The 12,998-nt window shown below is 57.8% G+C and carries 11 protein-coding genes; 3 read left to right on the top strand and 8 right to left on the bottom strand.

Annotated elements, in window-relative coordinates:
* Nucleotides 1–93 precede the first annotated feature (93 nt).
* The 3 genes from MSL71_RS24380 (at nucleotide 94) to MSL71_RS24370 (ending at nucleotide 3,190) form a co-directional block, all read left to right on the top strand.
* The gene (locus tag MSL71_RS24380) at nucleotides 94–1,395 is read left to right on the top strand and encodes a phenylacetate--CoA ligase family protein (RefSeq protein ID WP_180146464.1); all 1,302 of its coding nucleotides are present in this window, start codon (nucleotides 94–96) and stop codon (nucleotides 1,393–1,395) included.
* 121 nt (nucleotides 1,396–1,516) lie between these two features.
* On the top strand, nucleotides 1,517–1,945 hold the full coding sequence (locus MSL71_RS24375) for an amino acid-binding protein (protein WP_180146461.1): 429 nt from the start codon (nucleotides 1,517–1,519) through the stop codon (nucleotides 1,943–1,945).
* Nucleotides 1,946–2,071: 126 nt separating this feature from the next.
* Nucleotides 2,072–3,190, top strand: coding sequence for a DUF2786 domain-containing protein (locus MSL71_RS24370; RefSeq protein WP_180146458.1), 1,119 nt, complete (start codon nucleotides 2,072–2,074; stop codon nucleotides 3,188–3,190).
* Between the two features lie 45 nt (nucleotides 3,191–3,235).
* Here the strand turns inward: MSL71_RS24370 and MSL71_RS24365 are convergent, their stop codons facing one another.
* From MSL71_RS24365 to MSL71_RS24330, 8 genes are all read right to left on the bottom strand, one after another.
* Nucleotides 3,236–3,571, bottom strand: coding sequence for a histidine triad nucleotide-binding protein (locus tag MSL71_RS24365; RefSeq protein ID WP_180146455.1), 336 nt, complete (start codon nucleotides 3,569–3,571; stop codon nucleotides 3,236–3,238).
* Nucleotides 3,572–3,715: 144 nt separating this feature from the next.
* Entirely contained in the window at nucleotides 3,716–4,411 is a 696-nt protein-coding gene (gene aat, locus MSL71_RS24360; RefSeq protein ID WP_180146453.1) for a leucyl/phenylalanyl-tRNA--protein transferase, read from the bottom strand.
* A gap of 12 nt (nucleotides 4,412–4,423) precedes the next feature.
* Nucleotides 4,424–6,667 carry an ATP-dependent Clp protease ATP-binding subunit ClpA gene (gene clpA, locus MSL71_RS24355; RefSeq protein ID WP_180146450.1) on the bottom strand — a complete coding sequence of 748 codons (2,244 nt, stop codon included), beginning with the start codon at nucleotides 6,665–6,667 and terminating at the stop codon, nucleotides 4,424–4,426.
* The gene (clpS, locus tag MSL71_RS24350) at nucleotides 6,664–6,984 is read right to left on the bottom strand and encodes an ATP-dependent Clp protease adapter ClpS (protein ID WP_180146447.1); all 321 of its coding nucleotides are present in this window, start codon (nucleotides 6,982–6,984) and stop codon (nucleotides 6,664–6,666) included. The genes clpA and clpS overlap by 4 nt, the downstream gene beginning before the upstream one ends.
* A gap of 172 nt (nucleotides 6,985–7,156) precedes the next feature.
* Nucleotides 7,157–9,682, bottom strand: coding sequence for a preprotein translocase subunit SecA (gene secA / locus MSL71_RS24345; RefSeq protein WP_281374549.1), 2,526 nt, complete (start codon nucleotides 9,680–9,682; stop codon nucleotides 7,157–7,159).
* 287 nt (nucleotides 9,683–9,969) lie between these two features.
* Complete coding sequence (locus MSL71_RS26770; protein ID WP_180146444.1) at nucleotides 9,970–10,896, bottom strand: M23 family metallopeptidase; 927 nt, start codon at nucleotides 10,894–10,896, stop codon at nucleotides 9,970–9,972.
* A gap of 277 nt (nucleotides 10,897–11,173) precedes the next feature.
* Complete coding sequence (locus MSL71_RS24335; RefSeq protein ID WP_180146441.1) at nucleotides 11,174–12,460, bottom strand: TRAP transporter large permease; 1,287 nt, start codon at nucleotides 12,458–12,460, stop codon at nucleotides 11,174–11,176.
* Nucleotides 12,450–12,962, bottom strand: coding sequence for a TRAP transporter small permease (locus tag MSL71_RS24330; protein WP_180146438.1), 513 nt, complete (start codon nucleotides 12,960–12,962; stop codon nucleotides 12,450–12,452). Before MSL71_RS24330 ends, MSL71_RS24335 begins: the two co-directional genes overlap by 11 nt.
* Nucleotides 12,963–12,998 lie beyond the last annotated feature (36 nt).

The raw sequence follows: 12,998 nt of genomic DNA, 5'->3' as shown, positions 1-12,998 counted from the left end.
AGCCTGGTTCTTACAGGATGCCCTGTGTTGTGATCCGGTTTTTTTGACGTCACGGTCACCACCCATACCCACCGTCGGGAGAGGACAGCTCGCATGATTTACGATATTGATTTTGAAACGATGCCGAGGGAAGCCTTGGAAGCGATTCAGCTCAGGCGACTTCAAACCACCCTTGAGAATGTCTACGCAAAGGTTCCCTTTTACCAGAAGCAGTTTAAAGAGGCAGGCATCGTCCCTGCGGACATCCGCTCTCTCAAAGACCTCTCCAAGCTTCCCTTTACCACCAAGCAGGACCTCAGGGACAACTACCCGTACGGGATGTTTGCCGTGCCCATGGAGAGCGTTGTGCGCATCCACGCATCCTCCGGCACCACCGGTTCTCCCACCGTGGTGGGATACACCCGCCGGGACATCGACAACTGGTCCGACCTCATGGCCCGTGCCCTCTGCGCAGGGGGTGCCACCCGAGGCGACATCATCCACAACGCCTACGGTTACGGACTGTTCACAGGCGGCCTGGGGGTCCACTACGGCGCCGAGAAACTCGGGGCATCCGTCATCCCCGTCTCAGGCGGCAACACCAAGCGCCAGATCGTCATCATGAAGGACTTCGGCCCCACCATCCTCACGGCCACTCCCTCCTACACCCTGCACCTGGCCGAAGTGGCCCAGGAGATGGGCTTCTCCTTTGCCGATCTGAACTTCAAGTTCGGTATCTTCGGCGCCGAGCCCTGGAGCGAAAGCATGAGGCGCGAGCTGGAAGAGACCCTGGGCATCGATGCCGTGGACATTTACGGCCTCAGCGAGGTGATGGGACCCGGTGTTGCCATCGAATGCCACGAAGCCAAAAACGGGCTCCACATTTTCGAGGACCACTTCATCCCCGAGATCATCGACCCTGTCACCGAAGAGCCCCTGCCCTACGGTGAGACCGGGGAGCTGGTGTTCACCTCCATCACCAAGGAGGCCTTCCCCATCATCCGGTACAGGACCCGGGACATCACCTCCCTGCACCCCGAGCCCTGCGTCTGCGGCCGAACGCACATCCGCATGAAGCGGGTCAGCGGCCGAACCGACGACATGCTCATCATTCGAGGGGTCAACGTCTTCCCCTCACAGATCGAGAGCGTGCTCATGAAGAGCTCCGATACCACCCCCCACTATCAGCTGGTGGTGGATCGCGAGAACACCCTCGACACCCTCACGGTGAAAGTGGAGGTGAGCGAAACCCTCTTTGCCGATGAGATCAGAATGCTCCAGACCACGGAGAAAAAAATCGCCAAGGATATCAAAGAATACCTTGGCGTGTCTGCCAAAGTGATGCTGGTGGAGCCGAAATCCATTGCCAGAAGTGAAGGAAAAGCGGTAAGAGTTATTGATAACCGGAAGCGATAAACCGATACGGACGGAGATAATCGGAGACCGGCCGACCCGGTATTCGGTTATCCCGGACAGGTTGATCGACATAGCCATCACGTATTTTATTCATTACGATGCTCATGAAAGGAGGCCTTTGATGCGCGTTGAACAGATATCCATTTTCTTAGAGAACACCGGCGGGCGCATTGCCGAAGTGACCACGATTCTTTCTGCCGCCTCTGTGAATATCCGCGCACTTTCCCTTGCGGACACCACAGACTTCGGTGTGCTCAGGCTCATTGTCGACGACAATGAAGCAGCGGAAAAAGCCCTGAAGGATAACGGCTTCTCCGTCGGAAAAACCAGCGTGGCAGCCGTTGCTGTCGAGGACAAACCCGGAGGCCTCAACCGCATCCTGATTCTCCTTGCCGAAGCCGACATCAACGTGGAGTACATGTACGCCCTGCAGCAGAGCGGGGACCACGCGGTCATGATCTTCCGTTTCGACAACATCGACGACGCCGTGAAGGTCCTTGAAAAAGAGGGCATCCGCGTCTACAAGGCAAGCGAAGTCGCCTCACTGTAAGCACGCGAGAGCGCAGCCGGTGTGCACGATGTCACCCCACGTGTCCCGCACAGGCCCGCGTTTCATGATTGTTAAAAAAAGCGGTTCCCCATGGGGAGCCGCTTTTTTCATTTGGAGTTGCCGCCCATGGCTGAATCACATTCCGAACAGCCCTCGGCTGACCTCGAACGCAAACTGCTCCACGGCCTTCACCTGGAGTGGACCTCCGCACGCGATTGCAACGGAGACCCGGGGATCCTCAGCCTGCTCCCCCCGCTGTTTTCCCTCAACAATGCCCGGGGCACCCTGGCCCACTGGAACGTCAACCGGCGCGAGATCTCCTTCAGTCGCCATTTTATCCTCCACCACCCGTGGGATGCCGTGCGGGAAGTGCTCCTGCATGAAATGGCCCACCAGGCAGCCTATGAACTCTTCCATGCCAGGGAGGAACCTCCCCATGGCCCGGGGTTCCGCAAGGCCTGCGCGCTCCTCGGAGCCAATCCGAAGGCTTCGGGCACCTACCCCACCCTGCGGGAGCGGCTTGTTGCGGGCCACGCCTCCCCGGAAGAGACCCTTTCGCGGCGCATCGAAAAACTCTTTGCCCTGGCCAAAAGCAGCAACCCCCACGAGTCCGAAGCAGCCCTTGCCAAGGCCCAGGCCCTCATGGAAAAGCATCGCATCGACACCCCGGAGGCTGCCGAGCCCCAGGACGGATACACCACCCTCTTCCTGGGCCACCCTGCCCTGCGCCACCACCGGGAGTTCTATGCCCTGGCCAATCTCCTTACCGAGCACTACTTTGTCCGCTGTGTCTGGGCCATGGCCTGCGTGGTGGACAAAGGGAAGATGGGTCGGGTGCTGGAGGTGAGCGGAGCCCGCTCCCACGTGCTCACGGCGGAGTATGTCTACACCTTTATCCTGGACTTCATCGACCGCACCTGGACAGAGCTCCAGAAAGAGAGGGGGCAAAAACTCGGGCGGCTACGCAAAAGCGACTACGCGGAAGGGGTTGTGGCGGGATTTTCACAAAAACTGGGAACGGAGAAGGTAAAACGCCCCACCACTCTCCTCCCCGAGGTGGTCAAAGACCCGGTACTCGACGCTTACATCGAACAGCGCTACCCGAGGCTTGCCACCCGGAGCCGGAGAGTCCGACGGGTTGATACAGAACTCATCGGTCGAGGCAGAGAAGCGGGACGCCGCATGACCATCCGCCCGGGGCTCAACGAAAAAAGGGCACCCAAAGGTGCCCTTCTCACCGACTGATAAGCCGGTGCCGCTGTCTGTCAGACGGCGGCACCGTGCAAAAGATCAAGCGCGATCAAACCCTCCCACGAGGTGCAGGTGGAGATGGAACACCTCCTGGCCGCCGCCCTTCTCCACATTGAAAAACACACGGTATCCGGACTGGGCAGTCCCCTCTTTTTCGGCCAGGCCCCTGGCCACGGTCATCATCCGCCCGATAAGCACTTCGTCACACGCCTCGATGTCGTTGATGCTCCGAATGTGCTTGCGGGGAATGATGAGAAGGTGAACCGGGGCCTTGGGGTTGATGTCCCGGATGGCGATCATGTCCTCGTCTTCGTAGATGAACTCCGAAGGAATCTCTTTGCCGATAATTTTACAGAAAATGCAGTCAGCAGCCACAGCCTCTCCTTTCTCGTTTCCATTAGGATCATGCCAGGATTAAAGTACACATGACGAATTTGAGGCAGAGTTTCGTTATGTATTATTATTCGCAAAAAACGGCCCTGCAGCGCCTGAAGGACGCCGCCGCGCCGTTATGACAGGTCAACGTTCGTAAAACATATCCGCCCATGACCCGATGAGGTCATCGGCGGTGAGGGCCTCGTCCAGCTCTCTTAAAAACCGGCTCCTGGGAATCTCTTCGGCACCGAACCGCAGGAGGTGATCAGTGGTCACCTGGCAGTCCACGAACCGGAACCCTTCCGCCTGCAGGAACCGCACAAGTCGGACAAAACAGACCTTGGATGCGTCTGATTTTCGGGAAAACATGGACTCCCCGAAAAAGCCCCGCCCCAGGGAAACACCGTAAAGCCCTCCCACCAGCTCATCCCCGTCCCAGGCTTCCACGGAATGGGCGTAGCCTTCGCGGTGAAGGGCCAGGTAAGCCTCCTGCATCTCGTCAACGATCCAGGTTCCCTCCTCATCACCCCGGGGCACCGACGCACAGTTTGAGATCACCTCGGCAAAGGCACGGTCCATGGTGACCCGGTACCGTCCCCGATTCAGGGTCTTGCGCAGAGACCGGTTCACCACAAGTTTTTCGGGGTAAAGGACCAGCCTGGGGTCGGGAGACCACCAGAGAATGGGTTCACCGGGACAGTACCAGGGAAAAATGCCCATGGAATAGGCAAGGATAAGGCGTGGCACCGTCAGGTCACCGTCCAGGGCCAGCAACCCGTCCTCACGGGAAAATTCAGGGGGTGGAAAGGTCAACTGCTCGGACAATTGGAACAACGGCATGCATCGTCACCTTTACGCGTAGCTGAAGGTGAGCTCATCACGCCGGAACCCGATGGTCACGGTGCCGCCCTTGGACAATTTTCCGAACAGCAGCTCGTCTGCCAGCCGATCCTTGATGGTGGTCTGGATCAGGCGGCCCAGGGGTCTTGCCCCGTAATCGGGATCATACCCCTTGACGGCGAGCCAGTTCCGCGCCTTGGGCGTCAGCTTGAGCTGCACTTTTCGCTCGGCGAGCTGGCCTTTCATCTCGGTCATGAACTTGTCCACGATCATCTCCATCACCTTTTCAGACAAGGGGTTGAAGGTGATGATGGCGTCCAGGCGGTTGCGGAATTCAGGGCTGAAGATCCGTTCGATGGCCGAACGTCCCTTGCCCTCGATCTCGCTGTCCGGGCTTCCGAAGCCGATGGTCTTGGTGCTCATCTCCCGGGCCCCGGCGTTGGAGCTCATGAGGATAATCACGTTGCGGAAATCGGCTTTTTTGCCGTTGTTGTCCGTCAGGGTGCCGTGGTCCATGACCTGAAGCAGGATGTTGATGAGGTCCGGATGGGCCTTTTCGATCTCGTCCATGAGCAGCACACAATGGGGGGTCTTGCGGATGCGCTCCGTAAGAAGCCCGCCCTGCTCAAAGCCCACATATCCGGGAGGGGCCCCGATAAGGCGTGCCACGGCATGTTTTTCCATGTACTCGCTCATGTCGAAGCGCAAAAACTCCACGCCCAGGTTAAGGGCCAGCTGTTTGGCCACTTCGGTTTTCCCGACGCCGGTGGGGCCGGAAAAGAGAAAGGAGCCGATGGGCTTGTCCGGAATGGAGAGCCCGGCGCGGGAGCGCTTGATGGCGGTGATGAGACCGCCCAGGGCTTCATCCTGACCGAAAATGGCGTGCTTCATGCGCTTGTCGAGGGTCTTGAGGCGATCCCGATCGGATTTGGAGACGCTGCGCGCCGGAATCTTGGCGATGACGGCCACCACCTTCTCCATGTCGGAGACACGCACCTTGTGGGTGGTGTCCGCCTCGTCGAGGCGCTTGATCACCCCGGCCTCGTCGATGACGTCGATGGCCTTGTCCGGGAGATGGCGGTCGTTGATGTGCTTAAAGGAGAGATCGGCTGCAGCCTCGATGGCCGCAGGAGTATACTCCACCTGATGGTGGGCCTCAAAGCGGTCCTTGAGTCCGTTTAAGATCTCCACGGTCTCGGCCACGCTGGGTTCGCTGATATCGATCTTTTCGAACCGGCGGGACAGGGCCCGGTCTTTTTCAAAGTTGTTCTTGAACTCTTCATAGGTGGTGGAGCCCATGCAGCGCAGCTCCCCGTTGCCCAGGACCGGCTTGAGCATGTTGGAAGCGTCGATGGACCCGCTGCTGGTGGCTCCGGCCCCCACAACGGTGTGGATCTCATCTATATAGAGAATCACGTTGGGAATGGCCTTCAGGGCTTCGATGACTCCCTTCATGCGCTTTTCAAAGTCTCCCCGGAACTTGGTGCCGGCAAGGACCGCAGGCAGGTCCAGGGAAAAAATACGCGTATCTTTCAAAGGCTCGGGCACCACACCGGAGGCCACCATCTGGCCAAGACCTTCGGCAAGGGCGGTTTTTCCGACCCCGGGGTCCCCCACGAAGATGGGGTTGTTTTTCCGCCTCCGCAACAGGACCTGGATGATGCGCTGCATCTCCTTGGTCCGCCCGATGAGGGGATCCAGGCGCCCGTCAAGGGCCCGCTCCACCAGATCGACGGTGTAGAGTTTCAGGGGATCTGTCTCTTCCTTGTCGTCACGGGCCTCACCGCCTTCGGAACCGGGCTGTCCGTCTCCGGCAGGTGTCTGCTTCTGCTCCTGCTCATGGGAGATATAGCGAAGCACAGAGAGCCGGGTCACCCCTTCGGTTTCCAGGAAATAGCTGGCATGGGAGTCCCTCTCCTGGAAAATGGAGGCAATGACATCGCCCACCTCCACCTCTTTTTTCTCGGCAGAGCGCACATGGGATACGGCCCGTTGTATCACGCGCTGAAACCCTAAGGTCTGTTGGAGCACATAATCTTCGGAGCCTGCGAGTTTCTCGATCTTCTCCTGAAGGAATGTGTCCACCTTGCTTTTGAGTTCAATGGTATCGCCGCCACAGCTTTCGATGATATCTATGCCTGTGGGATCATGGAGGATGGCAAACAGCACATGCTCTATGCAGACATATTCATGGCGTCGTTTTTTGGCTTCTCGAACTGCAAAGCCCAAGGTTGCGCTGAGTTCTCTGCTTATCATAGGTCGTTATTCTCCATAACGCTTCGCAAGGGGTAGCCGTTCTCCTCGGCCAGTTCATGGACAGTATCCACCTTGGTTTCAGCTACCTCGTACGTGTAAATACCGCACAATCCCTTGCCCTGGTGATGAACGTGAAGCATGATCTCCGTCGCTTGTTCCTGCGATTTACGAAAAACCGTCATCAGGATATCCACCACAAAATCCATGGGAGTATAGTCATCGTTCACAAGGAAGACCCGGTACATGGGAGGCTCATTCAGCCTGGTGTCCCTGTCGACATCCAACTCTTCGTGCAGATCGGGATGATTCTCGGCCATTGGTCACTCATTCCCCCTGAAATCCTATGGTTAAAATTATAACACAGAACAAGGCAAAAAAGCATCGACGATCGCGAGGGCCAGGGGATCGGCTGAAGGGTAAAAATCCCCGCATACCTTTGCCCTTTAAGGGAATCGTCGATGCTTCCGTTGAAAAAAACGGTCCAAACGATCAGGACATGCCACAGCATTTTTTGAATTTCTTGCCGCTTCCGCAGGGGCACGGATCGTTTCGACCCACCTTACTGTCCGCGCTGCGCGCGGGCTGCTTTGCAGCGCCGCTGTCTGTGTGGGAGTAAGAAAGGTTGGCCTGGGTCCGCTCAGGATTGACCTCTTCCACCTGCTCGGGTTCGGCGATCTGGATCCGGAAAAGGATGGCCACCACCTCCTCCTGAATCCTGTCGATCATGGCCTGGAACATCTCAAAACCCTCTTTCTTGTAGACGATCAGCGGGTTCTGCTGGGCATAGCCCCTGAGGCCGACCCCCTCCTTGAGGTGGTCCATGGAGAGGAGATGATCTTTCCAGTGGTTGTCCACGGTCTGGAGAATCACGTAGCGCTCCAGCTGACGGAACTGATCGGTCCCGATGAGGGCCTCTTTGCCGTTCATGATGCCCATGGCATGCGCCAGAATCTCTTCGGCCAGTTTCTCCTTGGTCAGGCCGTTGCCGGAGGCATCCACGGTAAGGGTGGTGTTGAAGTGGCTCCCCATGAGCTGGGCAAAGGTCTCCCAGTCCCAGGATGCGGGGAGGGATTTTTCCACGGCGATGGCCGAGGCAATATCCCAGGCGATCCCTTCCACCATGCGCTCCACGTCCTCATGGAGATCTCCGCCTCGCAACGCATCGCGTCGCTGACGGTAAATCACCTCGCGCTGTTTGTTCATCACGTCGTCATATTCGAGGATGTGCTTTCGAATATCGAAGTTATGGCCTTCCACTTTTCTCTGGGCGTTTTCAATGGCCCGGGAGATGAGCCGGTGTTCGATGGGCTCTCCGTCTTCGAGGCCGAGGCGCTCCATGATGGTGGTGATACGCTCCCCGCCGAAAATGCGCAGGAGGTCGTCCTCCAGGGAGAGGAAATAGCGGGAGAGACCCGGATCGCCCTGGCGACCGGAACGGCCCCTGAGCTGGTTGTCGATACGTCGACTGTCGTGGCGTTCGGTGCCGAGGATGTAGAGCCCCCCCAGCTCGGTAACGCCCTCGCCGAGGACGATGTCCGTCCCTCGACCGGCCATGTTGGTGGAGATGGTCACCGCCCCTTTCTGGCCCGCCATGGCAACGATTTCCGCTTCCTTGCCGTGGTGTTTGGCGTTGAGCACCTCGTGCTTGACGCCCTTCTTGCTCAGTTTCTTGCTGAGCTGCTCGGACATATCGATGGAGATGGTGCCCACCAGAACGGGCTGCCCTTTTCTGTTGACGCTGATGATCTCGTCGATGACCGCATCGAATTTCTCTTTGCGGGTCTTGTAGATCACGTCCGGCATGTCCTTGCGGAGCAGGGGCTTGTTGGTGGGAATCACCAGGCACTCGAGGCTGTAGATCTTCATAAACTCTTCAGCCTCGGTCATGGCCGTACCGGTCATGCCGCAGAGGGTGTCGTACATACGGAAGTAGTTCTGGAAGGTGATGGACGCCAGGGTCTGGTTCTCGTTTTCAATGCGAACCTTCTCCTTGGCCTCCAGGGCCTGGTGAAGACCTTCGCTGTAGCGACGCCCTTCCATGAGGCGGCCGGTGAACTCATCGACGATGACCACCTTGCCGTTTTTGACGATATAATCGGTGTCTCGCTTAAAGGCCACATGGGCCTTCAGGGCCTGGTTCACGTGGTGAAGGATCTCGATGTTGGAGGGATCAAAAAGGTTCTCCACATTGAGTTTTTCTTCCGCCTTCTGAACCCCCTCCTCGGTGAGGGTCACGCTGCGGCTCTTCTCGTCCAGGGTGTAATCCACCTCGCTTTTAAACAGGGGCATGATGCTGTCCACCAGCCCGTAAAGCTGGGTGGACTGCTCGGCAGGGCCCGAAATGATAAGGGGCGTCCTGGCTTCGTCGATGAGGATACTGTCCACCTCATCCACAATGGCAAAATTGAGATCCCGCTGAACCAGCTGCTCCTTGGTGAACTTCATGTTGTCGCGGAGGTAATCGAAGCCGAACTCGTTGTTTGTGCCGTAGGTGATATCGGCGTTGTACGCGGCCTTTCTCTCGGCATCGTCCAGGCCGTGGACGATCTTGCCCACGGTGAGACCCATGAAGCTGTAGAGCTGCCCCATCCACTCGGCGTCTCGGCTGGCCAGGTAGTCGTTGACGGTGACCACGTGGACCCCTTTGCCGGTGAGGGCATTGAGATAGGCAGGAAGGGTGGCCACCAGGGTCTTGCCCTCCCCTGTTTTCATCTCGGCGATCATGCCGTTGTGAAGGGCCATGCCACCGATGAGCTGGCAATCGTAGTGCCGCATTTCAAGGACCCTGCATGAAGCTTCCCTGACGGCTGCAAAGGCTTCGGGAAGGAGATCGTCCAGGGACTCTCCGTCGGCATATCGCTGCTTGAAGGCGGGGGTCAACGCCTGGAGCGCTGCATCATCCAGTGCTTTGTATGTGGCCTCGAAGGCGTTGATCTGCTCAACCACCTGGGCAAGGCGCTTGACCACACGGTCATTCTTTGTTCCAAACAGACGGGTCAGTAATTTTATCAGCATCGGCTGCATTCCTCTCTCAGCGGGAAACCGTTTTCAATTTCACGATCATCAATTGATGGCCTTTCCACACGGACGTTTGCCATGTGTGGGACCGGGGGACGTCATGGGAGGCCCATGACGATGGGGGGACCTTCGGTGGCGGCTCACGTTGATCCTGTCAGCACGAGGGAAGCCCATGGACAGCCGGGATCCGGCATCCGCCACATAGTTGTACAAAACGGGGATAAAATCAAGGGAAAGGCGGTGGGGAACCCGGCAAAAAAAGTGAGCCCGGCGGGGGATCTCGGTCAATCGAGGATATATTTCTCGGGATTAACAGGCATGCCGTTGAGATGCACCTCGTAATGCAGGTGAGGACCGGTGCTCCGCCCGGTGTTTCCCATCAGGGCGATCTTGTCCCCACGCTTTACATGCTCCCCTTTTTTCTTCAGGGTTTTGGAGAGATGCCCGTAGCGGGTCAGCATGCCATGCCCATGGTCCAGGGAGACCATAATGCCCATGGAGCCGCGGGCTCCGGCATAGGTCACCACCCCGTCGGCAGGCGCGTAAATGGGGGTGCCCACATGGTTGGCGATGTCGTAGCCCTTGTGAAACCTCTTCTTGCCGGAAAATGGGGAGATGCGGTGCCCGAACCGTGACGAAATCCAGCCCGTGGTGGGGCTGATGGAAGGTGTGGATTCCAGGATGGAACGCTTTTCATCCAAAATATCGTACAGAGAGGTGAAACGCCCCAGCTCCTCTTCGGCTGCCAGGCTCGTCTCCTGGATCTGCTCGGCCATTTCACGGACCAGGGCCTCGCCCTGCTCGTGGATAATCAGGTTTGTATCGATGTCCCGCGGTGTTGCACCACCCACACCAAAAAGACTGTCCCCCTTGGAGGGGCTGCCCAGGTTGGCGATGACGCGGATTTTTTTCTCGAAGTCGTAGAGGGCCATGAGGTTTCCCTTGAGCCCGTTGATCTCCCGGGCAAGGGCCACAAGCTGCTCTTCTTTGGCCTTGATCTCGACGTCCTTGCGCTCCATGGAGAGGGAAAAAGCGTCAGCGGCTTTCTGGTGGCGAAAGGAGGCCCACTGGGCATAAAGGGCAACGGATAACGTTGAGGAGAGTGCCGTGAGAAGGACGAGAAAGACAAGGATACCCCGTCCGGTCAAGGCAAGCTGCCGGAAGGGTTTCTTTCCGGAACCGACTATATAAAAGGTATACCTGTGTTTCATAGGCTCCACGGTGTCAACAGCCAGGAGCGAAATAAAACGCCCTGGAATAGGGATACTCTGGCAGGCCGAAGCCCTTGCGGCAGATGTGCAGGGAGAGCGCACATCATTGTTATCAGGCTAATTTGCTACCATGGAGAGGTGCGGCTGTCAAGCATCGCGCAGGAAAAGCCAGGCCGGAGCCCCCGGCCCCACCCATAAAAAAGGTTTGCCCGCCCAAAACACACTTAACGGATATCATGTATTTTCAGAGCCTTTACCCATCAACACGCTCCACAGGCTACCGAAGCAAGCCGGGTAACCACATCACAAGGCCCGGAACAAAGGTAATCAGAAACAATACCGCCAGCTGAATGAGGAGAAAAGGCATCACCGCCCGGGACACAAACACCAGACCCCGGTTTGCAATGGAACCGGTGATAAAAAGGCTCACCCCCATGGGTGGCGTGCAGTACCCGATGGCCAGATTCACGGTGAGAATCAGGCCGAAGTGCATGGGGTCCACCCCGAAATGCGGAAGCATGGGAATCAGGACCGGCCCCAGGATCAGGGTGGCGGAGATGATATCCATGAACATCCCGGTCACCAGCAGAAGCAGGTTCATCAACAGGAGAAATCCCCACCCCGATGAGACCGTCATCATCACCCCTTCTGTGATGCGTCCCGGTATGTTTTCAAAGGTGAGATAACGCCCGAAGCAGGTGGCCCCGGCCACAATGATCAGCAGGGTTGCCGAGGTCACCGCAGAACTGACGGTGATCTGCTTCAGCTCGGCAAGGTTCATGGACCGGTGAATGAAAAGCTCCACGGAAAACGCGTAGACACAGGCCACCACCGCCGCTTCATTGGCTGTGAAGACCCCTGAAAAGATACCGCCGAATATGATCACCGGAAGCATCAGGGCCCAGAAACCCTCCTTAAGGGCCCCCATCACCTCTCCGGCGTGTGGCACATCACGCCTTTCCACCCGCCCGCCGCGACGATGCAGGATCCCGGTGTAGAGACAGATCCCCCCCACAATAAGCACTCCGGGGACAAAGCCCGTAAGAAACAACCCTTCCAGGGACACATTGCTGATCATGCTGTACAGGATCATGCCGATACTCGGAGGGATGATCACCCCCAGGTTGGGAGAAGTGGCCATGAGCCCCACCGTGTACGATTCATCGTAGCCGTGATCCATGAGGGCCGGAACCATGAAACCACCGATGGCCACCACCGTCGCCACCGTGGAACCCGAGATGGCCCCAAACAAAGCGCAGGCCACCACCCCGGCCATGCCGAGCCCCCCGGGAAGCCATCCCACCAGCACGTCGGCCACCCGGATCAGCTTGGAGACAATGCTTCCGGCGGTCATGATGTTTCCGCAGAGAATAAAAAAAAGGACCACCACCAGGGCGAAGTTGTCCAGGCTTTTAAAAAGAGTCTGCACAAGCAGGAGCACCGGAAGATCGGTGAACAGAAGAAACCCTGCCGCCGCCGTAAAAAACAGCGAGATGGCAACCGGAATGTACGCGGCCATGCAGCCCAGGAGAACAGAGAGGATGATGAGTTCGTTACTCCCCATGGTCACCCCCGGTCTCCCCTTCGCGGGTTCCCTTGAAAAGGGTCAGGGCCTGGGCGCAGGCGCGAAGCCCCATGAGTCCCCCGGAGAGGGGAAGAATCCCATAGAGCCAGGCCATGGGGATCTGCATGATGATGGTTTTCTGGCCGGTTCGGGCCTGGAGCCCCACCATCTTGGCCCCGTAGACGATAAGCACCCCGGCAAACACGAGGACGGCTGCGTATGAAAAGAGCATCAGCGGCTTCTTGAGGCGGGGAAAAAACTGAACAAGGGCGTCGATGCGCACCATGGCCCCGTTTTTCACGGCTCGGCTGCACCCCACAAAGGTGGTGTAGACAATGACCAGCCTGACCAGCTCTTCAGACCAGGCCAGGGAGTGATTTATGCCGTAGCGCAGGCACACGCTGGCAAAAAGCGCCCAAAGGGCCGCCATGACGGTAAGAAACAGGGTCCACTCCTCAAAGGAGGTCACCACACGATCGATTTTATTCCACAAGGCTGTCATTACATATCCAAGGCAAAGGGCTTAAGGGCTAAGGGC

It is taken from the genome of Desulfoluna butyratoxydans (assembly GCF_900699765.1).
In the GTDB taxonomy this organism is placed as follows: Bacteria; Desulfobacterota; Desulfobacteria; order Desulfobacterales; family Desulfolunaceae; genus Desulfoluna; species Desulfoluna butyratoxydans.
This window is presented reverse-complemented; position numbering and strand designations above follow the sequence as displayed.